Here is a 24108-nt window from a genome sequence, read left to right as displayed (position 1 = left end):
AGTACCCTCCTTAGTCAAACTTCATGCGGGTTGCTTTCAGGTTCACGATTGCCAGCGCGCCCACCAGCAGGAAGATCAGGGTGGCAATCGCTGCCGCCAGACCAAAGTCCTGGCCGCCGCCGCCTTCGAAGGCGATGCGGTAGGTGTAGCTCACGAGCAGGTCGGTATAACCGGCTGGCGTAGTAGTGCCGAGACGGTCCGGGCCACCGTTGGTCAACAGTTGAATCAGCACGAAGTTGTTAAAGTTAAAGGCGAAGCTGGCAATCATCAGCGGCGTCAGCGGCTTGATCAGCAGCGGGAGCGTAATCTTAAAGAAGTTCTGGAACGGGGTGGCTCCGTCCATGGCAGATGCTTCATACAGGTCATCCGGGATCGCCTTCAACAGCCCCATGCACAGGATCATCATGTACGGATAGCCGAGCCAGGTGTTGACGATAACAATCATGGTACGGGCGGTGGTCGGGTCGCTGAACCATGCCGGTTTGATACCAAACAGGCTGCTCAGCATCATGTTGATTTCACCAAAGCTCTGGTTGAACAGCCCTTTGAAAATCAGAATTGAAATGAATGACGGTACGGCATACGGCAGGATCAGCAGGACGCGGTAAATCGCTTTGCCTTTCAGAGCTTCCCACTGCACCAGGCAGGCCAGCACCATGCCAACGGCCACGGTCAGGATCACGGTCAGTACCGAGAAGACCACGGTCCAGACAAAGATGGCGAAGAACGGTTTCTGGATGCCTTCGTCGGTAAAGACGCGGGTAAAGTTGTCCCAGCCGATGGTGACGGTATAGCCCGGGCTGAGCTTATCGTCGCCCCAGGTGCCGTCAGCATTCACGGACTGGTAGAAGCCAATCTCGTTGTTCGGACGGTACTTCACGCCGGTCTGGTTGTTGGTGAGCGTGCTGTCATCGCCCAGCGTGTACAGCGGGCGGGTGCCGGAGAACTGGCGCAGCGAGCTCATAATGACTTTGCTTTCGTCCGGCAGCTCAGCGGTAATCTGGGTCAGCGCCTGACGGTTCTGGGTGATGACGCGCAGGTTGGCGCGTTCCCCTTCCGGCAGGGCATCAGCTTCTTTCAGGGCCAGTTTCTGCTCGCCGCCAAATTTAAAGGCGTCGGAGACGTAATATTTGCCTGCGGCATCGTCGGTCAGCGCCAGCTTCCACTCGTCACCTGCGGGATAGAGACCAAAGTTAAAGGTCTTACCGGCCTGATAGGAACGATCCATCAGCACCTGCTGGGCGCGCTCTTGCGCGAGCTGGTTGGTGCTGCTGTAGTTGGTGAAAGCGATGGCGATGGTGCAAATAAGCGGGAACAGGACAAACAGCCCCATCCCGGCAACACCTGGATAGACATAGCGCCAGGCGTAGGCTTTGCGGTTAGCAAAAATATAGAGGCCGACCGCGCTTAAGATCAGCGTCATGGCGGCAAACAGGTACTCCCCCTGGGCGTACATCAAAACAATAAGGTAACCCACCAGCAAACCCAGCAGACCAATCACTGACCATTTCAGCGTGTCGCTTTGCCACCAGTGTTTCTTTTTAACGACATCCATGGGGTTCTTCCTCTACAACTGTGAAAACTTATTGTCAGGTGGCGCTCCGCTTACCTGACCTACGGCTCGAACCGTAGTTGTAGGGCGGGTAAGCGAAGCGCCACCCGCCGCTTTTACTTACTTGGTAATACGACCCTGAGCATCTTTCAGCGCAGCATCCACAGTCTGACGACCGCTGGCGGCGTTGATCACCGCGGTACGGGTGGCGTACCAGAAGGCAGCCATCTGCGGGATGTTAGGCATGATTTCGCCCTTCTCAGCGTTGCTCATGGTGGCGGCGATGCGTGGATCTTTCGCCAGGGTTTCCTGGAAGGATTTCAGCGCGACGGCACCCAGCGGTTTATCCTTGTTCACTTCTTCCAGACCCTGATCGGTCAGCAGGTAGTTTTCCAGGAACTCTTTCGCGAGCTCTTTGTTCGGGCTGGCGGCGTTGATACCGGCACTCAGCACGCCAACGAACGGTTTAGACGGCTTGCCATTGAAGGTTGGCAGCACTGCAACGCCGTAGTTGATCTTGCTCTTGTCGATGTTGGACCACGCCCACGGACCGTTGATGGTCATCGCGGTTTCGCCCTTGTTGAAGGCCGCTTCTGCGATGGAGTAGTCGGTGTCCGCGTTCATCTGTTTGTTCTTGATCAGGTCTACCAGGAAGGTCAGACCCGCTTTCGCGCCTGCGTTGTCCACGCCGACGTCTTTCACGTCATATTTGCCGTTTTCAAACTTGAACGCATAACCGCCGTCGGCTGCAATCAGCGGCCAGGTGAAGTACGGCTCTTGCAGGTTGAACATCAGCGCGCTCTTACCTTTCGCCTTCAGCTCTTTATCCAGCGCCGGGATCTCTTCCCAGGTTTTTGGCGGGTTCGGTACGAGGTCTTTGTTGTAGATCAGGGAGAGCGATTCAACCGCAACCGGGTAAGCGATCAGCTTGCCGTTGTAACGCACAGCGTCCCAGGTGAACGGGAACAGCTTGTCCTGGAAGGCTTTATCCGGGGAGATTTCGGCCAGCAGGCCAGACTGAGCGTAGCCGCCGAAACGGTCATGGGCCCAGAATATAATGTCCGGGCCGTCGCCGGTTGCAGCAACCTGTGGGAATTTCTCTTCCAGTTTGTCCGGGTGTTCAACGGTGACTTTAATGCCGGTATCTTTCTCGAATTTTTTACCCACTTCAGCCAGGCCGTTATAGCCTTTGTCGCCGTTAATCCAGATTACCAGCTTACCTTCTTCAATTTTGGCGAGCGCCGGTGCGGAAATCATCATTGCTGCAAGGGCGGACAATGCGAAAACGCGTGCGCCAGTCTTGATATTCATATCTGCCATCCTTTTTGGTGATGTGCTGTGGATACATTGAGGTGGTTCAACGTCGCTCAGTCTCCTTATTTGACATCCTCTTTCCATCCTCCTGGCCCCTACGCCCCACCCCCGCTTTATGTGATCTGCGTTGCATAAATTTCAGTTATGTGTCCTGGCGCACACAAAAGAGCGATGAATTTTGCCGGTGACATCACGAATTTTGCCTCCGCCCCCGGGGGGCGCTGGCGGAGTCCACTCTCTCATCCTCCCGCCTCCTCCCCCATAAAAAAGGCTGGGGGTGGAGGATTCGCGAAACGCCCCGATACCGCATAGTCAGCCCATATTGAATGTTTCTGTTGATGACAGGCTGTAACGAAGGGAGTAGGGCATGGCGAGCGTAGAACTGCGTAACGTAACGAAAGCCTGGGGTGACGTGGTGGTATCGAAAGATATCAACCTCGATATCCAGGAAGGTGAATTCGTGGTTTTTGTTGGCCCGTCAGGCTGCGGTAAATCTACGCTGCTGCGTATGATTGCCGGTCTGGAAACCATCACCAGCGGCGATCTGATGATTGGCGATACCCGCATGAACGATATTCCGCCTGCGGAGCGCGGCGTCGGGATGGTCTTCCAGTCCTATGCGCTTTATCCCCACCTCTCCGTTGCCGAGAACATGTCGTTCGGCCTCAAGCTGGCGGGCGCCAAAAAAGAGACCATCAACCAGCGCGTGACCCAGGTTGCTGAAGTGTTGCAGCTGGCGCATCTGCTGGACCGTAAGCCGAAGGCCCTATCCGGTGGTCAGCGCCAGCGTGTGGCGATTGGCCGTACGCTGGTGGCAGAGCCGCGCGTGTTCCTGCTCGATGAGCCGCTGTCGAACCTCGACGCCGCGCTGCGCGTGCAGATGCGTATCGAGATTTCCCGTCTGCACAAGCGTCTTGGTCGCACCATGATTTATGTCACCCACGATCAGGTCGAAGCAATGACCCTCGCCGACAAGATTGTGGTGCTGGATGCCGGTCGCGTGGCGCAGGTGGGTAAACCGTTGGAGCTCTATCACTACCCGGCAGACCGCTTTGTTGCGGGCTTTATTGGCTCGCCAAAGATGAACTTCCTGCCGGTAAAAGTCACCGCTACTGCCATCGATCAGGTTCAGGTTGAGCTGCCGAACCGCCAGCAGGTGTGGCTGCCGGTAGACAGCGTAAACGTCAACGTGGGGGCCAACATGTCCCTCGGGATCCGTCCTGAACATCTGCTGCCAAGCCACATCGCTGATGTGACCCTGGAGGGCGAGGTTCAGGTGGTTGAGCAGTTAGGTCACGAAACACAGATTCATATCCAGATCCCAGCCATTCGTCAGAACCTGGTCTACCGCCAGAACGACGTGGTGTTGGTAAAAGAGGGTGCCACATTCGCTATCGGCTTGCCGCCAGAGCGCTGCCATCTGTTCCGTGAGGATGGCACCGCATGTCGTCGGCTGCATCAAGAGCCCGGCGTTTAAGCAATCCCAATAATAAGCACGAAACCATCAGGTGAAGTGTTCAAAGAAAAGCAATGATCTCAGGAGATAGAATAATGATTACTCTGCGCAAAGTCCCTCTGGCACTCGCCATTGCGGCAGGCATCATGTCTGCCCAGGCCGGCGCTGTAGACTTCAAAGGTTATGCTCGTTCTGGCATTGGCTGGACCGGGAGTGGTGGCGAACAACAGTGTTTCCAGGCAACAGGTGCACAGAGCAAATACCGTCTTGGTAACGAATGTGAAACCTATGCCGAACTGAAACTGGGTCAGGAAGTGTGGAAAGAGGGCGACAAGAGCTTCTACTTCGACACCAACGTAGCCTACTCTGTTTCTCAACAGAACGACTGGGAATCAACCAGCCCGGCCTTCCGCGAAGCTAACGTGCAGGGTAAAAATCTGATTGAATGGCTGCCAGGTTCCACTATCTGGGCCGGTAAGCGCTTCTATCAGCGTCATGACGTTCACATGATCGACTTCTACTACTGGGATATCTCCGGTCCTGGTGCAGGTATCGAAAACATCGATCTGGGCTTCGGTAAACTCTCTCTGGCAGCGACCCGTTCTTCTGAGTCCGGCGGCTCTTCTGCATTTGCCGACTTCGATGCAAATGGCGACCGTATTTACGACAATATCGTACCAAACGATGTCTTTGACGTTCGTTTAGCCGGTATGGAAATCAACCCAGGCGGTACGCTGGAGCTGGGCGTTGACTACGGTCACACCAACATTCCTGACGACTACTACCTGCAGCCTGGCGCCTCTAAAGATGGCTGGATGTTCACCGCTGAACACACCCAGAGCATGCTGAAAGGCTTTAACAAGTTTGTTGTTCAGTACGCAACAGACTCCATGACTTCTAACGGTAAAGGTATTCCGCAGGGTGCGAGCCTGAACAACGACGGCTCCATGATCCGCGTTCTTGACCACGGTGCTGTCACCCTGGCTGACCAGTGGGATCTGATGTACGTCGGTATGTACCAGAACATCGACCTGGACAACAACAACGGTACCGAGTGGTGGACCGTCGGTGTTCGTCCGATGTTCAAATGGACGCCAATCATGTCCACCCTGCTGGAAGTGGGCTACGACAACGTCAAATCTCAGAAAACTGACGACACCAACAGCCAGTACAAAATCACCCTGGCCCAACAGTGGCAGGCTGGCGACAGCATCTGGTCTCGTCCGGCTATCCGCGTCTTCGCAACCTACGCCAAGTGGGATGAGAAATGGGGTTACGCGAACAACGACTCTGGTGCAGGTTACACCTCTGGCGTAGCGTACAACGACACCTCCGCGAAAACCTTCAGCCGTGGCGACAATGATGAGTGGACCTTCGGTGCCCAGATGGAAATCTGGTGGTAAGTCGTAACACCTGATGTATTGACCTAAAAGAGGGGCGCAAGCCCCTCTCTTCATAGGGTGCTGCGCGCTATTGCCTGGCCACCGCAGTGCTAACGCAATCTGAGGTAAACATAATGAAAATGAAAAAAAGTCTCGTCGCGCTGTGCCTCTCCGCAGGTCTGCTGGCAGGAGCTCCAGCCATCACGCTTGCGAACGTCAATTTCGTTCCACAAAACACCAGCGCTGCGCCTGCGGTTCCGGCAGCCGCGCTGCAACAGCTGGTCTGGACGCCTGTCGATCAGTCCAAAACCCAGACCACCCAGCTTTCTGCCGGCGGCCAGACCTTAAACGTGGCGGGGATCGCCGGCCCGGTGGCGGCGTACAGTGTGCCGGCTAATATCGGCGAAATCACCCTGACGCTGACAAGCGTGGTAGATAAACAGACCAGCGTATTTGCACCGAACGTGCTGATTCTGGATCAGAACCTGACGCCATCTGCCTACTTCCCAAGCGAATACTTCACCTACCAGGAACCGGGCGTGATGAGCGCCGATCGTCTGGAAGGGGTCATGCGCCTGACGCCAGCCCTGGGTCAGCAGAAACTGTACGTCCTGGTCTTTACCACCGACAAAGATCTGCAGCAAACCACCAAACTGATTGATCCGGCGAAAGCCTATGCCAAAGGCACCGGTAACGCCGTACCGGATATTCCGGACCCGATTGCCCGTCACGTGACGGATGGCCAGCTGAAGCTGAAAGTCTCCACCAACAGCACCTCCAGCGTGCTGGTCGGCCCGCTGTTTGGCTCCTCCGGCCCTGGCCCGGTCACCGTAGGCAATACCGCGGCACCGGTCTATGCTGCGCCAGCGGTTGCACCTGCTGCGGCTCCGGCTGCTGCGCCAGCCGTTGCCCCGGCCCCGGCGAAGAAGAGCGAGCCGGTACTGACCGATACCGAAGCCTACTTTAATCAGGCCATTAAGCAGGCAGTCGCTAAAGGTGACGTCGACAAAGCGCTGAAACTGCTGGATGAAGCAGAGCGTTTAGGCTCGACCACTGCCCGTTCCACCTTTATCAGCAGTGTAAAAGGCAAGGGGTGACCGTCTCCCCACAATGCTGATTTTGTCAGTAGTTTGGTGCGCCCCTACGGGCGCACTTTTTTTGTGATTTACACCGCTGTTGCATCTCTGTTGCGATAATGTTCGCTAACTCACGTTTGCCCGCCCGCATTGCGCGTTTCTGCGATACAATAGCTTTACGTTATGTATCGGAGAGTCTGGCATGTCACACCCCGCGCTAACGCAACTGCGTGCGCTGCGCTATTTTGACGAAATCCCTGCCCTGGAACCGGAGCAGCTCGACTGGCTGCTGCTGGAAGATTCCATGACTAAACGTTTTGAGCAGCAGGGCAAAAAGGTCACCGTCACCCTCATTCAGGAGGGGTTTGTCACGCCTGACGCAATAGCGGATGAACTGCCGCTGCTGCCGAAAGAGGCGCGCTACTGGCTGCGGGAGATCCTGCTCTGCGCCGACGGCGAGCCGTGGCTGGCCGGGCGCACGGTGGTGCCAGAATCCACCCTCACCGGGCCGGAGATGGCGCTGCAGCAGATGGGCAAAACCCCGCTGGGACGCTATCTGTTCACCTCCTCCGAGCTGACCCGTGATTTTATTGAAATTGGACGCGATGCCGGATTATGGGGACGCCGTTCCCGCTTGCGCTTGAGCGGCAAACCCTTACTGCTGACCGAGCTGTTTTTACCGGCGTCACCGTTGTACTAAGAGGAAGAGAAAATGGAGAGGAGTCTGACGCAGAACAAGCTGCTGGCGTACCACCGGCTAATGCGAACGGATAAGCCGATCGGTGCGCTGCTGTTGCTGTGGCCGACCCTGTGGGCGCTGTGGGTTGCTACCCCCGGGCTGCCGCCGCTGTGGATCCTGGCGGTATTTGTGGCAGGTGTCTGGCTGATGCGAGCCGCGGGCTGTGTGGTTAACGATTATGCCGATCGCAAATTTGACGGCCACGTGAAACGCACCGCGAATCGTCCGCTGCCGAGCGGCGATGTCACGGAGAAAGAGGCGCGGACGCTGTTTGTGGTGCTGATCCTGCTCTCGTTCCTGCTGGTGCTGACCCTCAACACCATGACCATCCTGCTCTCCGTGGCAGCACTGGCCCTGGCCTGGGTCTACCCGTTTATGAAGCGCTACACCCATCTGCCCCAGGTGGTGCTGGGCGCCGCCTTTGGCTGGTCGATCCCCATGGCCTTTGCCGCCGTCAGCGAAAGCGTGCCGCTGAGCTGCTGGCTGATGTTCCTGGCCAATATCCTCTGGGCGGTGGCCTACGATACCCAGTACGCGATGGTTGACCGCGACGATGATCTGAAGATTGGCGTTAAATCGACGGCCATTCTGTTTGGTCGTCAGGACAAGCTGATCATCGGGATTTTGCAGGTCGCGGTGCTGGTGCTGATGGTGGCAATTGGTTACCTGAATCAATTGAACGGCGCATTTTACGCGGCGGTCGCGGCGGCGGGCGTGCTCTTTATCTACCAGCAAAAGCTCATTGCCAACCGTGAGCGCGAGGCCTGTTTTAAAGCGTTTCTTAATAACAACTATGTCGGGCTGGTATTGTTCCTCGGCCTGGCGGTGAGTTACTGGGCATAAAAAAGCCGGGTGGCGGCTTCGCCTTACCCGGCCTACGATCTGGCAAACCCTGTAGGCCCGGTAAGCGTTAGCGCCACCGGGCGTTTTTTATTCGCCCTGCGTCGCGCTCTCAATCGTTAAGCGCACGTCAGAGGTGATCAGCTCTGCCAGCATCTGGTAAACCTTCATCGTCTCTTCCGGCTCGGCATCACCGCTGTCACTGATATAACCCTCATCACGCAGCGTCAACACCAGCGAACTGAAGACCGCTTTGTCGAAGAACTCCGGCGCGTTGATGCCGTGCAGCATTGACAGACGCTGAGCCAGGGTACGGCTCTCTTTCTCCAGCGTACCGCGGTTGATCGACGGGTTGGCGCTCAGCAGCCAGAAGGTGATGGCGTAGCGCTGCACAGTCTCGCGCGCACCCGCCGCCAGCAGCTGTAGTGTGCGTGAGCGGGACGGGTTGATCACCAGAACGTCCTCTTTCTGCGTCATCAGCCCCTGGCGGACCAGCTCTTCAGTGTGCTTATCCAGCACCTCTGCCAGCTCATCGCTGTTCCAGCGCAGGAACAACTCGGCTTTCAGCATCGGGTAGAGAGCGGTGACATGCTCCAGCAGCGCCTGACGGCTGATCTGGCGATGCTGGGTCACGATGGCGGCCATCAGTGACGGCAGCATCAGCATATGCGCGATGTTATTGCGGTAGTAGGTCATCAGCACCGCCTGCTCGCGCGGCAGAATGATGATATCGCCGATCGTGTCTTTCTCGACCTCGAACTTGTTCATCTGCAATGCGTGATCGATGAGCTCGCTGGCACTGGCCGTCGGCACCGTGGCATCGGCGGCGTAGGGCACGTTGCGCATCAGGTTCAGGTAGCAGTCGATCTGCTCGGTCAACTGCTCGCGGGTGAGCGAGCGCTGGCGCGAAGCAAGCAGGGCGGTACAGCACAGGTTCATGGCGTTCGCCGCCCCGGCGTTGTTAATGCGCACCATCAGATCGGCAGCAATGGCGTTCACCGTCGGCGTCAGCCAGGCCGGACGCACCGCTTCGATCGGATCGATGGACTCACGCCACTCCGGTACACGGTGGTTGAGGTAGGTCATCAGCGGCATCGGCTCGCCGAAGTTAACATACCCCTGACCGAGGTTACGCAGCTTGCTCAGACCACGCAGCATCTGCAGCAGGCTCTCTTTCTCTTTGGTGGCGCCGCGCAGCTCTTTGGCGTAGGTGCCCACTTCCATCACGTGCTCGTAACCGATGTAGATCGGCACCAGCGTGATAGGACGCGTACCGCCGCGCAGCATCGCCTGGATGGTCATCGACAGGGTGCCGGTCTTCGGATCGAGCAAACGCCCGGTACGGGAACGGCCGCCCTCCACAAAGTACTCGACGGAATAGCCGCGGCTGAACAGCTCGCCGAGGTATTCACGGAAGACGGTGGAGTAGAGCTTGTTGCCTTTAAAGGTACGGCGAATAAAGAACGCACCCAGACGGCGGAAGATCGGGCCTGCCGGCCAGAAGTTGAGGTTGATACCCGCCGCGATGTGCGGTGGCACCAGCCCCTGGTGATAGAGCACGTACGAGAGCAGCAGGTAGTCCATGTGGCTACGGTGGCAGGGCACGTAGACAATTTCATGGCCGTCATGGGCCAGCTGGCGCACACGCTCGGCGTTGTGCACGTTAATCCCCTGATAGAGACGGTTCCAGGTAAAGCTCAGGATACGGTCGCTGAGGCGGATCATCTCGTAGGAGAAGTTGGCGGCAATCTCTTCCATCAGGGCGATGGCGTTTTGCTGCGCCTTCTCATGAGAGATCTTTTTGCTGCGCGCTTCGTCTTCAACGGCACGGGCAATGGCTTTCGACGCCAGCAACTTATTGAACAGATCCTGGCGAGCAGGCAGGCGCGGGCCTACCGCGGCAAGACGCTGGCGGGCAAAGTGCATACGCGCCACGCGGGCCAGCTTCTGGGCGATGGTTTTATCCGTGCCGTGCTCATCGGCCATGCGGCGCAGGGAGACGGAAGGTGAAAAACGGACAAAGCTGTCGCGGCCCAGCCAGTTGACGGCGAAAAACTTCTGCACCCCGTTGAGCATGCGCAACGGCGGATTCTCTTCGCCTTTATCACGCCCCGGACGACGGCCAAACATCACCGATACCGGCACCATCTGCACATCCAGCAGCGGATTGCTGCGGTGCAGGTCGAGGTAATCATGGAACAGCTTAATGGACTCTTCTTTCGGCGTGTACCAGGTGAATACGCGAGGTCCGCCGTGGATAAAGATGTAGCGTGGCAGTTGGGTGCCGTCGATCTCCAGCGGCTCCAGCGGATCCGGGAGATCGTGCGCCAGGCACTGGGCGCGCAGCGTCAGCAAGTCGGCCTTCGAGTTGTAAGGCAAAACGTACATAATAGGACGCGAGGTATCGAGTCCCAATTCCAGCGTGGGAACCGCCGGAATAGACTTGCTTTTTACCAGGACGCTTAATGGTAAATTAAGTAATTTGTAGTAAATTCGTGGCCAGCCAGACATAAACGATGTAAAGCCTCTGGTTAAAAATGCAATTGCGGCGCAAGGATAACAGAAAGCGCGCAAAATTTCTGTTGTTACCCGTCATACTTCCGGCGGCAGCGCAGCGCGCTTAAGCCACCGTTTCTGACGCTATTTTCGAAGAAAGGTTTCTTTTAATGGCCAACAATACCACTGGGTTAACCCGAATCATTAAAGCTGCCGGCTATTCCTGGAAAGGCATTCGTGCTGCCTGGATCAATGAAGCCGCTTTTCGCCAGGAGGGGGTAGCAGTCATCGCGGCGATTATTATTGCCTGCTGGCTGGATGTTGATCCCATCACCCGTGTACTCCTGATTGGATCGGTAATGTTGGTGATGATAGTCGAAATTCTGAACAGTGCGATCGAGGCGGTGGTCGACCGCATTGGCAGCGACTTCCATGAGCTTTCGGGCCGGGCGAAAGATATGGGCTCTGCCGCTGTGCTGATGGCGATTATCGTTGCCCTGTTTACCTGGGTCACGCTGCTTTGGGGACATTTGCGATAAGCCTTCAGAAACCGAACAAGTCTCTGGTTTTTTATGCGGTTTGTGGTTCCAAAATCGCCTTTAGCTGTATATACTCACAGCATAACTGTATATACACCCAGGGGGCGGAATGAAAGCGTTAACGACCAGGCAGCAAGAGGTGTTTGATCTCATTCGGGATCATATCGGCCAGACGGGTATGCCGCCGACGCGTGCAGAAATCGCGCAGCGTCTGGGCTTCCGTTCTCCAAACGCCGCTGAAGAGCACCTGAAAGCCCTGGCGCGTAAGGGTGTGCTTGAGATTGTCTCCGGCGCGTCTCGTGGTATTCGTCTGCTGGTTGAAGCAGAAGAGGGCCTTCCGCTTGTCGGTCGTGTCGCCGCCGGGGAACCGCTGCTGGCGCAACAGCATATTGAAGGCCACTATCAGGTCGATCCGGGCATGTTCAAACCGAGCGCGGACTTCTTGCTGCGCGTCAGCGGGATGTCCATGAAGGATATCGGCATTCTCGACGGCGATCTGCTGGCGGTACATAAAACGCAGGATGTGCGCAACGGCCAGGTCGTTGTGGCGCGCATAGATGATGAAGTGACCGTTAAACGTCTGAAAAAACAGGGCAACACGGTACAGCTGCTGCCGGAAAACAGCGAGTTTTCCCCGATTGTTGTCGATCTGCGTGAACATAACTTTTCCATCGAAGGGCTGGCGGTAGGCGTCATCCGCAACGGTGAATGGTTATAACCTCTTTCTGACAGACTGCGGCAACGCCGCAGTCTGCTTTTCTTTTTTCTCCCGGTCATACACATGTCTCTGCTGACTGCTTCAGACAAGGCGTTGTGGCGTCTTGCCCTCCCGATGATCGTCTCCAATATCAGCGTCCCGCTGCTGGGGCTGGTGGATACCGCCGTTATCGGCCATCTCGACTCTCCGGTCTATCTGGGCGGTGTCGCCATCGGCGCCACGGCAACCAGCTTCCTGTTTATGCTGCTGCTCTTTTTACGCATGAGCACCACCGGGCTCACCGCCCAAGCCTATGGCGCAAAAGATCCGCTGCGTCTGGCCCGGGCGCTGGTGCAGCCGTTGATCCTCGCGCTCGGCGCCGGGTTACTGATTGTGCTGCTGCGCACACCGCTTATCGATCTGGCGCTGCATATCGTGGGCGGCAGCGAGGATGTGCTGCATCAGGCGCGGCGCTTCCTCGAGATCCGCTGGCTCAGCGCCCCGGCATCGCTGGCTAACCTGGTGCTGCTCGGCTGGCTGCTGGGGGTGCAGTATGCCCGGGCACCGGTGATCCTGCTGGTGGTGGGTAACTTGCTCAATATCGTGCTGGATCTATGGCTGGTGATCGGGCTGAAAATGAACGTGCAGGGGGCCGCTCTCGCGACCGCTGTCGCCGAATACGCCACCCTGTTGCTCGGCTTGTGGATGGTCTGGCGGGTGCTGGCTCTGCGCGGCATTTCCCTGGCGCTGCTGAAAGCGAGCTGGCGGGGCAATATCCGCAAGCTGCTGGCCCTGAACCGGGACATTATGCTGCGCTCGCTGCTGCTGCAACTCTGTTTCGGCGCGCTGACGGTGCTGGGCGCGCGTTTGGGGCCGGAGATTATCGCCGTTAACGCCGTGCTGATGACGCTACTCACCTTTACTGCCTACGCGCTGGATGGTTTTGCCTATGCGGTTGAGGCGCACTCCGGGCAGGCCTATGGCGCCCGGGAAAGCGGCCAGCTGCGTGAAGTATGGCGGGCAGCCTGCCGTCAGTCTGGCATGGTGGCGCTGGCCTTCGCGCTTGTCTATGCCCTGGCAGGCAACCCGATCGTGGCGCTGCTGACTTCGCTGCCAGAGCTGCGCGCGCTGGCGAGCCATTATCTTGTCTGGCAGGTGATTTTGCCGGTGGTGGGGGTCTGGTGCTATTTGCTCGACGGCATGTTTATCGGCGCAACCCGTGGCGCAGAGATGCGCAACAGTATGGCCGTCGCGGCCGCCGGGTTTGGTCTGACGCTGTTCACCTTGCCCTGGCTGGGGAATCATGGCCTGTGGCTGGCCCTGAGCGTGTTCCTGGCCCTGCGGGGGCTCTCTCTGGGCTGGATCTGGCACCGGCACTGGCGCAACGGTACCTGGTTTCAATAACGGCTTCACCTTACTGAATGGTAAAAGATTCCGAATAACAAACCCAACGCCGCACGCTTATCTATAATTATTATCACGTCCAGCACGAAATGTATTTCAGGACGAACTTATCCTTAACGACCGAGCGAAGAGGAATCGATGATGAATAAAGACCAAGTCGGCGGTAACTGGAAACAGATCAAAGGTAAAGTAAAAGAACAGTGGGGCGACCTGACTGACGATGACATGACCGTTATCGAAGGTAAACGTGACCAGCTGGTGGGGAAAATTCAGGAACGCTATGGTTATGAGAAAGACCAGGCGGAGAAAGAAGTTGGTGACTGGGAAACCCGTAACAACTATCGCTGGTAACTCAGCGCTACCCGCAGGTACACGGATGTACGCTCAGGGCGACCCTCAGGTCGCCCCTTTTTTTGTGCTCAGCGCGGCTTCTTTTTCAGCTGGATAGAGTGGTCATGCTGGCAATTTTCCTGATGGCGGCAGGCCTCAACTTCCACGCAGTTGCGGCACAGGCCGTGCGCTTCAATCACATTGTGACGCAGGGCAAATCCCATTTTCGCCGCCAGAGTATGCATGATGTCTTCCACCCCTTCCGCGCCTTCTTCCTTCACGCTGCCGCAGCGATCGCAGATAAACATCGCTGAGGTGTGGGTAGGCTGATCGAACAGGTGGCACAGCACATAGCTGTTGGTCGATTCCACTTTATGCACAAAACCCTGCTCAAGCAGAAAATCGAGCGCCCGGTATACGGTAGGGGGCTTTGCCTGCGGCTCGCTTTCGCGCAGCAGATCGAGCAGGTCGTAAGCGCTGATGGCCCCATTTTGCAGGCTCAGCAGGCGCAACACTTCAAGGCGCTGCGGAGTCAGGCGCACATTGCGTTGCGCGCACAGCTTTTCGGCTTGCGCTAACAGTGCCTGCATTGTGGACGTTTCCATTTTGCACCTCGAATAACATGGAATAACAAACCGCCAGTTTACCATGTTCTGGCCTAAACGCCGAGATCCAGCAGGTGTGCTACCCTGACGAAAAACCACGGGGACTAAAAGATGAAAAGACCGGACTATATTCGACACTGGCGTGAGGTAGAAGGGGCCGATAACTCAACCTATCCCGACAGCACAGAGCGTTTCTCCATTGGCGCGCCCCTGGCTCGAGCGCTTGGCTTAGGCCGCCTCGGTATTCACCATGAACGCCTGCCGCCAGGGCGTCGTACCTCTTATCCACATGCCGAAAGCGATGAAGAGGAGTTTATCTATGTGCTGGAGGGTTATCCCGAAGCCTGGATCAACGGGTATTTATGGAAGCTGGAGCCGGGAGACAGCGTAGGATTTCCGGCCGGGACGGGTGTCTGCCACACCTTTATTAATAACACCACTGAAGAAGTGCGGTTATTAGTGGTGGGCGAAGCCAATAAAAAATATAACCGAATTTATTATCCGCTAAATGCAGTATATGCCGCCACCCGCGAAGATCGCTGGATCGATCACCCGCCACAATTTTTTGGTCCGCATGATGGAAAACCCGGGCGAAAATAAATTCTTGTTCTATACCTATTTAAAGACATAAGGAAATCAATATCTTATCTAATACTAAAGTTTAAGACATATTTAGCTTCTAATACTTTTTTCACAGAGGACGTATTTCCCTGCGCGGCGTATAGCCGCCGGGGTTAATTTACCCAAAATAAGTCAGGTGTCCTGTGAAAATAAAACTCAAACTTTCTGTGGCTGGAATTGCCACCGGTATTCTTTTGTCTCATCAGGCTGGAGCCGCAACTACCTGGACGGAAGCACGCGGCGATGCAATGGGCGGAACAGGCGTTGCATCGGCCCATTATGGCAGCGGGGTATTCATTAACCCGGCGCTGTTGGCAAAATCAAAAGAGGAGGATGACGTCGCCATCATTTTCCCCTCCGTGGGAGCGCAAATTAGCGATAAAGACAATTTGCAGGATAAGATCGATGAAATCAGCGATGAGATCACCGACGATCGGCAGATGATCGACGATCTGACCGTGGCGCAGATCGCCGCCGATCCGCAAGGCACGCTCAGTGAGCTGCAGAGAGCCGCCGGCAACCTTGCCGATCAGCTGGAATTTCTTGATGGCAAAACGGCGCATGCCAACGCCGGCGGTGGGATAGCCGTGAGCATCCCGGGTTCCGGCCTGTCGCTGGCGTTTGTCGCCAAAGCTAATGCTCATGCCCGCGTTAGCTCAGAAATCGATCCTCAGGACATCGGTTTTTTACGCCGATTGCAGGGTAGCCCGGGAATGACCAACCAGATGGCGCTGAGCGCGGCGCGCAACGGCAGCGACGTGATTACCCGCAATCTTAACTCTGTTGCCATGGGCAGAGGGGCCATCGTCTCCGACTATGGCGTGGCGATTGCCCGTCAGTTTACGGTAAGCGACCTGCCGGTTTCGGTGGGCGTCATGCCGAAACTGCAGCAAACCTGGCTCTATAACTACACCACTTCCATTTATACCTATGACAGCGGCGACTTTAACAGCAGCCGCTACCGTAACGACGATACCAGTTTTAACGTTGATGTCGGCGTCGCGGTGGACTTTGGTGAGAACTGGACGGTGGGCCTGAGCGGGCAGAACCTCTTATCACGTGATATTGATACCAACGACATCCGCATTCTCAACGGGCGTACCGGGCAGGTGGTGAGCTATCAGGACACATACCAGATCCGCCCGCTGGTCACGGCGGGTGTCGCCTGGCATACCGGCCTGCTTACCCTCAGCGCCGATGGCGATCTGACCGAAACCCGCGGCTTTAAGAGCGAAGAAGACGCGCAGTATGTCGGCGTGGGGGCAGAAGTGACCCCGCTGAGCTGGCTGGCGGTGCGCGCAGGCTTTCGCGGTGACGTGAGGGGCAACGACAGCAACGTCTTCACGGGCGGGTTAGGCTTTGCGCCGTTTAATACCGTGCATATCGATTTGACCGGTATTTACGGGGAAGATGAAACCTGGGGAGCCGGGGCCCAGTTGAGCCTGACCTTCTGAAGGCATCCGGAGGCGCTCGGCCTCCGGCGAATATGTGCTATAGTAGCGCCCCATTTTCACCAGATGCTTAAAACTTCGCCATGTCGTCAGAAAACTCGTCCCGCTATCCTGCCCACCGTTTTTCCATCGCGCCGATGCTCGACTGGACAGACAGACATTGCCGCTACTTCCTGCGTCTGCTGTCGCGCCACACTCTGCTCTATACCGAGATGGTGACCACCGGGGCGATCATTCACGGCAAGGGTGACTATCTCGCCTACAGCGAAGAGGAGCATCCGGTGGCGTTGCAGCTGGGCGGCAGCGATCCGGCGGCGCTGGCGCACTGCGCTAAGCTGGCTGAGGCGCGTGGCTACGACGAGATTAACCTCAACGTTGGCTGTCCTTCCGATCGCGTGCAGAACGGCATGTTCGGCGCCTGCCTGATGGGTAATGCGCAGCTGGTGGCCGACTGCGTGAAAGCGATGCGCGACGTGGTATCCATTCCGGTGACGGTAAAAACCCGCATCGGCATCGACGATCAGGACAGCTACGAATTTCTCTGTGATTTCATCGGTACGGTGGCTGGCAAGGGCGAGTGCGAGATGTTTATCATCCATGCCCGCAAAGCCTGGCTCTCAGGCCTGAGCCCGAAAGAGAACCGTGAGATCCCGCCGCTGGATTACCCGCGCGTGTATCAACTGAAGCGCGATTTCCCGCAGCTGACCATGTCCATTAACGGCGGCATTAAGTCCCTTGAAGAGGCGAAAGGGCATCTGCAGCATATGGACGGCGTTATGGTGGGCCGTGAGGCGTACCAGAACCCGGGCGTGCTGGCGGCGGTAGATCGCAAAATCTTTGGTGTGGACGTTGCCGATCGTGACCCGGTGGCGGTGGTGCGGGCGATGTACCCTTACATTGAGCGCGAGCTGAGCAACGGCACCTATCTGGGCCATATCACCCGTCATATGCTGGGGCTGTTCCAGGGTATCCCGGGGGCGCGGCAGTGGCGTCGTTACCTGAGTGAAAACGCCCATAAAGCGGGTGCCGATATCGAGGTGCTGGAGCAGGCGCTGCGTCTGGTGGCAGACAAACGATAATTTTCACCAAAACTTCGTCAAATTCACCACGCCCGGCACCGCATTGCCGGGCGTTTTGTTTCAATATCAATAGGTTATTTTTGGCACGGATCTTGTAAATATCACATCAGCGTATCGTTGTGATGCATTTGGGAGAGAGCCATGCTGGAACTACTTTTTGTGATTGGATTTTTTGTCATGCTGTTGGCAACCGGCGTCTCGTTGCTGGGGATCATCGCCGCACTGGTGGTTGCGACAGTCGTGATGTTTATCGGGGGACTGTTTGCCCTGATGTTGAAACTGTTGCCGTGGTTGCTGTTAGCCGTGGCGGTGGTGTGGGCAATTCGGGCGATTAAATCGCCAAAACTCCCACGCTATCAGCGCAATAACCGTTTTCGTTACTAAGGTATTGAGCGGTTCGTCACATCCTTGCAACTTTTACGGCATCATCACTTAGAACAGAATAGGATTTAGTTATCGAATCTGTCACTATGACCGCCGTTAAAGAATTCATCGCGCTGTACCCTACATACAGCCGAACTAAAAAAAAGCAAAGAAAGAAAAGGGCTTCCCACGGGAAGCCCAATTTTTTATCAAGGGATAAGCAAACTCGACCCCTGCGTCGCCCGACTCTCCAGCACTTCATGCGCGCGTTGCGCATCACTCAGCGGATACTTCTGCGCCTCGGCCACATCCACCTTAATCACGCCGCTGGCAATCAACGAGAACAGCTCGTTGCTGGCCTCGACCAGTTCGTCATGGTTGGTGATATAGCCCTGCAGCGAAGGACGGGTGGCAAACAGCGACCCTTTCTGGTTAAGAATGCCGAGGTTAACGCCGGTCACCGGGCCGGAAGCATTGCCGAAGCTAACCATCAAACCGCGACGTTGCAGGCAGTCCAGCGAGGCTTCCCAGGTATCTTTCCCCACCGAGTCATACACCACACGCACCTTCTTGCCGCCGGTGATCTCTTTCACCCGCTCAACAATGCTCTCTTCACGGTAGTTAATCACCTGCCAGGCGCCCGCCTGCAGCGCGCGCTGCGCCTTTTGCGCATTACCCACCGTGCCGATGAGTTTAGCCCCCAGCGCTTTTGCCCACTGGCAGGCGATCAGGCCCACACCGCCGGCGGCAGCGTGAAACAGAAACTGTTCGTCAGGTTTGATTTCGTAGGTTTTGCGCAACAGGTAGAAGACCGTCAGCCCCTTCAGGAAGGAGGCGGCTGCCTGCTCATAGGAGATGGCGCCGGGCAGAATCGCTGCTTTATCTGCCGGGACGTTGTGGACCGAGCTGTAGGCCCCGAGAGCCGATTGCGCATACACCACGCGATCGCCCTCTTTAATATGTTTTACCGCACTACCGACTTTCACCACCACGCCCGCCGCCTCGGTACCCAGACCGCTCGGCAGAGCAGGGGGCGGATAGAGCCCGCTGCGGATGTAGGTGTCGATGTAGTTAATACCAATGGCTTTGTTTTCGACCTGGACTTCGTTCTCCCCAGGCGCGGTGGGAGTGAACTCTACCGCCCTGAGAACGTCCGGGCCGCCGTGTTTATTAAATTCAATACGCGTTGCCATTTATCCTCCAATGACATTAGGGTGGGGTATATGTCATAAAACATGGTAAAATATCGACCCTACTTCTATCTCGGCTCCCTTCACTATGGCAGGAAACAAACCCTTCAACAAACAGACTGAACCCCGGGAACGCGATCCCCAGTTAGCCGGATTAAAGGTTCCGCCTCACTCGATCGAAGCGGAACAGTCGGTGTTGGGCGGTTTAATGCTGGATAACGAACGCTGGGACGACGTCGCCGAACGCGTGGTCACTGACGATTTCTACACCCGACCGCACCGCCATATCTTTACCGAAATGGCGCGGTTGCAGGAGTCCGGCAGCCCTATCGACCTGATCACGCTCGCGGAATCGCTGGAGCGTCAGGGGCAGCTGGAGTCGGTAGGCGGCTTCGCTTATCTGGCTGAACTGTCGAAAAACACCCCAAGTGCGGCGAACATCAGCGCCTATGCTGACATCGTGCGTGAACGTGCGGTGGTACGCGACATGATTTCCGTTGCCAATGAAATCGCCGAAGCCGGTTTCGATCCGCAGGGGCGTAACAGCGATGAACTGCTCGACCTGGCCGAATCCCGGGTATTTAAAATCGCCGAAAGTCGGGCCAATAAAGATGAAGGGCCGAAGAACATCGCCGACGTGCTGGACGCCACCGTCTCGCGTATTGAGCAGCTGTTCCAGCAGCCGCACGATGGGGTGACGGGCGTTAACACGGGCTATGACGATCTGAATAAAAAGACCGCCGGTTTGCAGCCGTCGGATCTGATTATCGTCGCCGCCCGTCCGTCGATGGGTAAGACGACATTTGCGATGAACCTCGTCGAAAACGCGGCGATGTTGCAGGATAAACCAGTTTTAATCTTCAGTCTGGAGATGCCCTCCGAGCAGATCATGATGCGTTCTCTGGCCTCGCTGTCCCGCGTGGACCAGACCCGTATTCGTACCGGGCAGTTGGACGATGAGGACTGGGCGCGGATCTCCGGCACCATGGGCATCCTGCTGGAAAAACGTAATATCTATATTGATGACTCTTCCGGTCTGACGCCAACGGAAGTGCGCTCCCGCGCGCGCCGTATCGCCCGCGAGCACGGCGGCATTGGTCTGATCATGATCGACTACCTCCAGCTGATGCGCGTCCCGTCGCTCTCTGATAACCGAACGCTTGAGATCGCCGAAATCTCCCGCTCGCTGAAAGCGCTGGCGAAAGAGTTGCAGGTGCCAGTGGTTGCGCTGTCGCAGCTTAACCGCTCCCTGGAGCAGCGTGCCGACAAACGTCCGGTTAACTCCGACCTGCGTGAATCCGGCTCTATCGAGCAGGATGCCGACTTAATCATGTTCATCTATCGTGACGAGGTTTATCACGAGAACAGCGACCTGAAAGGGATCGCGGAAATTATTATCGGTAAGCAACGTAACGGCCCCATCGGTACGGTGCGGCTTACCTTTAACGGCCAGTGGTCGCGTTTCGACAACTATGCTGGCCCGCAATACGATGACGAATAACTCTCCGACCTTCTTTTAACAAGGATTTGCAATGCAAGCGGCAACAGTAGTCATTAACCGCCGCGCTCTGCGACACAACCTGCAACGCCTGCGTGAACTGGCGCCCGCCAGCAAGCTCGTTGCAGTCGTGAAAGCGAACGCTTACGGACACGGTCTCATTGAGACCGCGCGAACGCTCCCTGATGCCGACGCCTTTGGCGTCGCCCGTCTCGAAGAAGCCCTGCGCCTGCGCGAAGGGGGGATCACCCAGCCGATTCTGCTGCTCGAAGGCTTCTTTAACGCCGCCGATCTCCCGACTATCGCCACGCAACGGCTGCATACCGCCGTACACAATCTGGAACAGCTCGAAGCACTGGAAAATACGGTGCTCAGCGAGCCCGTCACCGTGTGGATGAAGCTCGACACTGGCATGCACCGTCTGGGCGTGCGCCCGGAGCAGGCGGAGGCGTTTTACCAGCGCTTAAGCCGGTGCAGGAATGTACGTCAGCCAGTCAATATCGTCAGCCATTTTGCCCGCGCCGATGAACCGGACTGTGGCGCCACCGAGCAGCAGCTCGATATCTTTAACACCTTCTGCGAAGGCAAGCCGGGGATGCGTTCGATTGCGGCCTCTGGCGGTATTTTGCTCTGGCCGCAGTCTCATTTTGACTGGGCGCGTCCGGGTATCATCCTGTACGGCGTCTCGCCGCTGGAGGGTAAGCCCTGGGGACCGGACTTTGGTTTTCAGCCGGTGATGTCGCTGACTTCCAGCCTGATTGCGGTGCGCGAGCACAAAGCCGGTGAACCGGTCGGCTACGGCGGGACCTGGATCAGCGAGCGCGACACCCGTTTAGGCGTGGTGGCGATGGGCTACGGCGACGGTTATCCGCGCGCAGCGCCATCCGGAACGCCAGTGCTGGTGAATGGCCGGGAAGTGACCATTGTTGGCCGCGTGGCGATGGATATGATCTGCGTTGACCTCGGGCCAGAGGCGCAGGAGAAAGCAGGCGATCCGGTGACCCTCTGGGGCGAAGGTTTGCCCGTGGAGCGAATCGCGGAAATCACAAAAGTAAGTGCTTACGAACTTATCACGCGACTGACGTCGCGCCTGGCGATGCGGTATCTCGATTGATATTAACTTTCCCTCCCCCTGGAGGGATGAGATATCCGCACGGCCGTTTCCCTCTCAGAAAAGGGCTGGGGTAAGGGGAACATACGACTGAAGTGGTTGTTCCGTTCACCTTACGTTCGCTGCTTCTCTGTAAACCACGTCACCCGTGAACGTGCTAAGGGGGCTCGCCGCCGCCCCCTTAGCAATCCCGGCTCCCGGCAAAGAAAATCGCCGCTTCGCGGTGCCCTCAGTTTATTCCTTCAGGCTTTCGGGTCGGGCACCAGCCTGCATCCCTGCAGGCTATGCCCTCTCGGCGCGTCCCTGCGCCTCGCCCCGGCCTTCCGGAAACGCTTCGGCGATTTTCAGCCGGACCAGGGAGCCGCTGTAAGTTATTTATCTCCTTAGGATTCCGGCATGGCTTTAAGGGCAATAAAATTACTGGCGATTCCCGGACCCTGCAGGACCAGGGTGAGGAGAAACAGGCCGCGCCGCAGGTTCTGTCGCCCACACCCCATCTTCATTAACATCCTCTCGATCTTCTGCCACTTCCGGTTTATTGTTGAATTCCCTGCCTCATTATTATCCGGAGAACCATCGCGTGTTCCAGAAAGTCGACGCCTATGCTGGCGACCCCATCCTCTCATTAATGGAGCGTTTCAAAGACGATCCGCGTGGCGATAAAGTTAACCTCAGTATCGGTCTTTACTACAACGAAGCGGGCATCATCCCGCAGCTGCAGGCCGTTGCCAAAGCCGAAGCGCGTCTCAATGCCACACCGCATGGTGCGTCGCTCTATCTGCCGATGGAAGGGCTTAACAGCTATCGTCACACCATCGCCCCGCTGCTGTTTGGTGCAGACCATCCGGTGCTGACGGAGAAGCGTGTCGCAACCATCCAGACGCTGGGCGGCTCCGGCGCGCTGAAGGTCGGCGCCGACTTCCTGCACAAATATTTCCCGGAATCCGGTGTCTGGGTGAGCGACCCGACCTGGGAAAACCACGTCGCCATCTTTGAAGGCGCGGGTTTTACGGTGAATACCTATCCGTGGTTCGACGACCAGACCAACGGCGTACGCGTTGGCGCCTTGCTGGAAAAACTGAGTACCCTGCCGGAACGCAGCATTGTGCTGCTGCACCCATGCTGCCATAACCCGACCGGTGCCGATCTGACGAATGCGCAGTGGGATGCGGTTATCGAGGTGCTGAAGGCCCGCAACCTGATCCCGTTCCTCGACATCGCCTACCAGGGCTTTGGCGCCGGGATGGAAGAGGACGCCTACGCCATCCGCGCTATCGCCAGTGCAGATCTGCCGGCGCTGGTCAGCAACTCCTTCTCTAAAATCTTCTCGCTGTATGGCGAACGTGTCGGCGGCCTGTCGGTGGTCTGTGAAGATCAGGACGCCGCCGGGCGCGTGCTGGGTCAGCTGAAAGCCACTGTGCGCCGCATCTACTCCAGCCCACCAAACTTCGGTGCGCAGGTGGTGGCAACCGTGCTGGGTGATGACGAACTCAAAGCCGAGTGGCTGGCAGAAGTGGAAGCGATGCGCACCCGCATTCTCGCCATGCGCCAGACGCTGGTGGATGTGCTGAAGGATGCCGTTCCGGGGCACAACTTCGACTATCTGCTCCAGCAGCGCGGTATGTTCAGCTATACCGGCTTCAGCGCACAGCAGGTAGACCGCCTGCGCGACGAGTTCGGCGTCTATCTGATTGCCAGCGGACGCATGTGCGTTGCAGGCCTGAACAGCGGCAACGTTCAGCGCGTGGCGAAGGCCTTCGCTGCTGTAATGTAAGCACTTACTCACGGCCTCCTTCTTTTGGCGAAGGGGGCCGTAAAGAGATAATCCCTCACTGGCTCCTGGCGCAGACAGGAACACTTTTTAAGCAGATTTACCCGCTGCGGGTTTTACCTTTCGTCGTATTGCTGCACACTTAGAGGGATCAACCTGTAAAACGGAGCAGCACATGTGGTATCAGCAAACCCTGACCCTGCGCGCCAGGTCTCGCGGTTTTCACCTGGTGACGGACGAGGTCATCGGTCAGATTCGCGATCTTCCCCGCATCAACGTGGGTTTACTTCATCTGTTGCTGCAACATACGTCAGCCTCTCTCACTCTTAACGAGAACTGCGATCCCACCGTCCGTTCCGATATGGAGCAGCATTTTCTCAAATCCATTCCCGACAGTGCCCGCTGGGAACATGATGACGAGGGGCCAGACGACATGCCTTCCCATATTAAATCCTCCACGCTAGGCGTCTCTTTGCTGCTGCCGGTCAATCATGGCCGCCTGCAACTGGGCACCTGGCAGGGGATCTGGCTGGGAGAACATCGTATCCACGGCGGTTCGCGCAAAATCATCGCCACGCTACAAGGGGAATAAAG

General features: G+C 57.0%; 22 protein-coding genes. 17 read left to right on the top strand and 5 right to left on the bottom strand.

The window, feature by feature from the left end:
- Positions 1–10 precede the first annotated feature (10 nt).
- Together malF and malE are read right to left on the bottom strand one after the other, a co-directional pair.
- Positions 11–1555 carry a maltose ABC transporter permease MalF gene (gene malF / locus DVA43_RS16370; protein ID WP_114316160.1) on the bottom strand — a complete coding sequence of 515 codons (1545 nt, stop codon included), beginning with the start codon at positions 1553–1555 and terminating at the stop codon, positions 11–13.
- A 117-nt stretch (positions 1556–1672) separates the two neighbouring features.
- The gene (gene malE / locus DVA43_RS16365; protein ID WP_139157118.1) at positions 1673–2863 is read right to left on the bottom strand and encodes a maltose/maltodextrin ABC transporter substrate-binding protein MalE; all 1191 of its coding nucleotides are present in this window, start codon (positions 2861–2863) and stop codon (positions 1673–1675) included.
- 370 nt (positions 2864–3233) lie between these two features.
- Here malE and malK point away from each other — a divergent pair, with 370 nt between their 5' ends.
- The 5 genes from malK to ubiA all read left to right on the top strand — a co-directional run bounded on the left by malK (position 3234) and on the right by ubiA (position 8362).
- Positions 3234–4343 (top strand): maltose/maltodextrin ABC transporter ATP-binding protein MalK, encoded by a 1110-nt coding sequence (gene malK, locus DVA43_RS16355; RefSeq protein WP_103825387.1) that lies wholly within the window; start codon positions 3234–3236, stop codon positions 4341–4343.
- A gap of 71 nt (positions 4344–4414) precedes the next feature.
- Entirely contained in the window at positions 4415–5725 is a 1311-nt protein-coding gene (locus DVA43_RS16350; RefSeq protein ID WP_114317156.1) for a maltoporin, read from the top strand.
- 113 nt (positions 5726–5838) lie between these two features.
- Positions 5839–6801, top strand: a complete 963-nt coding sequence (gene malM / locus DVA43_RS16345; RefSeq protein ID WP_103825388.1) for a maltose operon protein MalM — start codon at positions 5839–5841, stop codon at positions 6799–6801.
- 181 nt (positions 6802–6982) lie between these two features.
- Positions 6983–7480 (top strand): chorismate lyase, encoded by a 498-nt coding sequence (gene ubiC / locus DVA43_RS16340; protein ID WP_114316159.1) that lies wholly within the window; start codon positions 6983–6985, stop codon positions 7478–7480.
- Positions 7481–7492: 12 nt separating this feature from the next.
- On the top strand, positions 7493–8362 hold the full coding sequence (ubiA, locus tag DVA43_RS16335) for a 4-hydroxybenzoate octaprenyltransferase (RefSeq protein ID WP_114316158.1): 870 nt from the start codon (positions 7493–7495) through the stop codon (positions 8360–8362).
- An 87-nt stretch (positions 8363–8449) separates the two neighbouring features.
- On the opposite strand, the gene plsB is transcribed toward ubiA, so the two are convergent.
- Positions 8450–10870 (bottom strand): glycerol-3-phosphate 1-O-acyltransferase PlsB, encoded by a 2421-nt coding sequence (plsB, locus tag DVA43_RS16330; protein ID WP_103177842.1) that lies wholly within the window; start codon positions 10868–10870, stop codon positions 8450–8452.
- 155 nt (positions 10871–11025) lie between these two features.
- Here plsB and DVA43_RS16325 point away from each other — a divergent pair, with 155 nt between their 5' ends.
- From DVA43_RS16325 to DVA43_RS16310, 4 genes are all read left to right on the top strand, one after another.
- On the top strand, positions 11026–11394 hold the full coding sequence (locus tag DVA43_RS16325; RefSeq protein WP_103177843.1) for a diacylglycerol kinase: 369 nt from the start codon (positions 11026–11028) through the stop codon (positions 11392–11394).
- A gap of 109 nt (positions 11395–11503) precedes the next feature.
- On the top strand, positions 11504–12112 hold the full coding sequence (gene lexA / locus DVA43_RS16320; protein WP_103825393.1) for a transcriptional repressor LexA: 609 nt from the start codon (positions 11504–11506) through the stop codon (positions 12110–12112).
- Between the two features lie 63 nt (positions 12113–12175).
- On the top strand, positions 12176–13495 hold the full coding sequence (dinF, locus tag DVA43_RS16315; RefSeq protein WP_103825394.1) for an MATE family efflux transporter DinF: 1320 nt from the start codon (positions 12176–12178) through the stop codon (positions 13493–13495).
- Positions 13496–13636: 141 nt separating this feature from the next.
- The gene (locus tag DVA43_RS16310) at positions 13637–13846 is read left to right on the top strand and encodes a CsbD family protein (protein WP_103177846.1); all 210 of its coding nucleotides are present in this window, start codon (positions 13637–13639) and stop codon (positions 13844–13846) included.
- 68 nt (positions 13847–13914) lie between these two features.
- Here DVA43_RS16310 and zur read toward each other — a convergent pair whose 3' ends face one another.
- Positions 13915–14430 (bottom strand): zinc uptake transcriptional repressor Zur, encoded by a 516-nt coding sequence (zur, locus tag DVA43_RS16305; protein ID WP_114316157.1) that lies wholly within the window; start codon positions 14428–14430, stop codon positions 13915–13917.
- 111 nt (positions 14431–14541) lie between these two features.
- On the opposite strand from zur, the gene DVA43_RS16300 reads away from it, so the two are divergent.
- The 4 genes from DVA43_RS16300 (at position 14542) to pspG (ending at position 17965) form a co-directional block, all read left to right on the top strand.
- On the top strand, positions 14542–15030 hold the full coding sequence (locus tag DVA43_RS16300) for a cupin domain-containing protein (protein ID WP_114316156.1): 489 nt from the start codon (positions 14542–14544) through the stop codon (positions 15028–15030).
- 164 nt (positions 15031–15194) lie between these two features.
- The gene (locus tag DVA43_RS16295) at positions 15195–16505 is read left to right on the top strand and encodes a conjugal transfer protein TraF (RefSeq protein WP_114316155.1); all 1311 of its coding nucleotides are present in this window, start codon (positions 15195–15197) and stop codon (positions 16503–16505) included.
- 80 nt (positions 16506–16585) lie between these two features.
- Positions 16586–17581 carry a tRNA dihydrouridine(20/20a) synthase DusA gene (dusA, locus tag DVA43_RS16290; RefSeq protein ID WP_114316154.1) on the top strand — a complete coding sequence of 332 codons (996 nt, stop codon included), beginning with the start codon at positions 16586–16588 and terminating at the stop codon, positions 17579–17581.
- A gap of 141 nt (positions 17582–17722) precedes the next feature.
- On the top strand, positions 17723–17965 hold the full coding sequence (gene pspG / locus DVA43_RS16285) for an envelope stress response protein PspG (protein ID WP_039031939.1): 243 nt from the start codon (positions 17723–17725) through the stop codon (positions 17963–17965).
- A gap of 188 nt (positions 17966–18153) precedes the next feature.
- Here pspG and DVA43_RS16280 read toward each other — a convergent pair whose 3' ends face one another.
- Complete coding sequence (locus DVA43_RS16280) at positions 18154–19137, bottom strand: quinone oxidoreductase (RefSeq protein WP_114316153.1); 984 nt, start codon at positions 19135–19137, stop codon at positions 18154–18156.
- A gap of 85 nt (positions 19138–19222) precedes the next feature.
- Between DVA43_RS16280 and dnaB the strand changes: the two genes are divergently transcribed.
- The 4 genes from dnaB to DVA43_RS16260 all read left to right on the top strand — a co-directional run bounded on the left by dnaB (position 19223) and on the right by DVA43_RS16260 (position 24106).
- Positions 19223–20635: a replicative DNA helicase gene (dnaB, locus tag DVA43_RS16275; RefSeq protein WP_103177851.1), complete on the top strand. Its 1413-nt coding sequence runs from the start codon at positions 19223–19225 to the stop codon at positions 20633–20635.
- A gap of 31 nt (positions 20636–20666) precedes the next feature.
- Positions 20667–21746, top strand: coding sequence for an alanine racemase (gene alr / locus DVA43_RS16270; RefSeq protein ID WP_114316152.1), 1080 nt, complete (start codon positions 20667–20669; stop codon positions 21744–21746).
- A gap of 577 nt (positions 21747–22323) precedes the next feature.
- The gene (gene tyrB, locus DVA43_RS16265; protein ID WP_114316151.1) at positions 22324–23517 is read left to right on the top strand and encodes an aromatic amino acid transaminase; all 1194 of its coding nucleotides are present in this window, start codon (positions 22324–22326) and stop codon (positions 23515–23517) included.
- Positions 23518–23689: 172 nt separating this feature from the next.
- Positions 23690–24106, top strand: a complete 417-nt coding sequence (locus DVA43_RS16260; protein WP_114316150.1) for a secondary thiamine-phosphate synthase enzyme YjbQ — start codon at positions 23690–23692, stop codon at positions 24104–24106.
- Positions 24107–24108 lie beyond the last annotated feature (2 nt).

Origin of the sequence: Leclercia sp. W6 (assembly GCF_003336345.1) — a bacterium.
GTDB lineage: Bacteria > Pseudomonadota > Gammaproteobacteria > Enterobacterales > Enterobacteriaceae > Enterobacter.
The sequence above is the reverse complement of the archived record's forward strand: the minus strand, read 5'-3'. Positions and strand labels throughout refer to the sequence as shown.

What these genes read in the sequence shown, in the direction of transcription:
- plsB (WP_103177842.1), bottom strand. Translation starts at nt 10,870, where the DNA reads ATGTCTGGCTGGCCACGAATTTACTACAAATTACTTAATTTACCATTA.
- DVA43_RS16280 (WP_114316153.1), bottom strand. Translation starts at nt 19,137, where the DNA reads ATGGCAACGCGTATTGAATTTAATAAACACGGCGGCCCGGACGTTCTC.
- DVA43_RS16260 (WP_114316150.1), top strand. Translation starts at nt 23,690, where the DNA reads ATGTGGTATCAGCAAACCCTGACCCTGCGCGCCAGGTCTCGCGGTTTT.
- dnaB (WP_103177851.1), top strand. Translation starts at nt 19,223, where the DNA reads ATGGCAGGAAACAAACCCTTCAACAAACAGACTGAACCCCGGGAACGC.
- alr (WP_114316152.1), top strand. Translation starts at nt 20,667, where the DNA reads ATGCAAGCGGCAACAGTAGTCATTAACCGCCGCGCTCTGCGACACAAC.
- lexA (WP_103825393.1), top strand. Translation starts at nt 11,504, where the DNA reads ATGAAAGCGTTAACGACCAGGCAGCAAGAGGTGTTTGATCTCATTCGG.
- malF (WP_114316160.1), bottom strand. Translation starts at nt 1,555, where the DNA reads ATGGATGTCGTTAAAAAGAAACACTGGTGGCAAAGCGACACGCTGAAA.
- pspG (WP_039031939.1), top strand. Translation starts at nt 17,723, where the DNA reads ATGCTGGAACTACTTTTTGTGATTGGATTTTTTGTCATGCTGTTGGCA.
- DVA43_RS16300 (WP_114316156.1), top strand. Translation starts at nt 14,542, where the DNA reads ATGAAAAGACCGGACTATATTCGACACTGGCGTGAGGTAGAAGGGGCC.
- malK (WP_103825387.1), top strand. Translation starts at nt 3,234, where the DNA reads ATGGCGAGCGTAGAACTGCGTAACGTAACGAAAGCCTGGGGTGACGTG.
- DVA43_RS16310 (WP_103177846.1), top strand. Translation starts at nt 13,637, where the DNA reads ATGAATAAAGACCAAGTCGGCGGTAACTGGAAACAGATCAAAGGTAAA.
- DVA43_RS16325 (WP_103177843.1), top strand. Translation starts at nt 11,026, where the DNA reads ATGGCCAACAATACCACTGGGTTAACCCGAATCATTAAAGCTGCCGGC.
- ubiA (WP_114316158.1), top strand. Translation starts at nt 7,493, where the DNA reads ATGGAGAGGAGTCTGACGCAGAACAAGCTGCTGGCGTACCACCGGCTA.
- zur (WP_114316157.1), bottom strand. Translation starts at nt 14,430, where the DNA reads ATGGAAACGTCCACAATGCAGGCACTGTTAGCGCAAGCCGAAAAGCTG.
- dinF (WP_103825394.1), top strand. Translation starts at nt 12,176, where the DNA reads ATGTCTCTGCTGACTGCTTCAGACAAGGCGTTGTGGCGTCTTGCCCTC.
- malM (WP_103825388.1), top strand. Translation starts at nt 5,839, where the DNA reads ATGAAAATGAAAAAAAGTCTCGTCGCGCTGTGCCTCTCCGCAGGTCTG.
- malE (WP_139157118.1), bottom strand. Translation starts at nt 2,863, where the DNA reads ATGAATATCAAGACTGGCGCACGCGTTTTCGCATTGTCCGCCCTTGCA.
- dusA (WP_114316154.1), top strand. Translation starts at nt 16,586, where the DNA reads ATGTCGTCAGAAAACTCGTCCCGCTATCCTGCCCACCGTTTTTCCATC.
- ubiC (WP_114316159.1), top strand. Translation starts at nt 6,983, where the DNA reads ATGTCACACCCCGCGCTAACGCAACTGCGTGCGCTGCGCTATTTTGAC.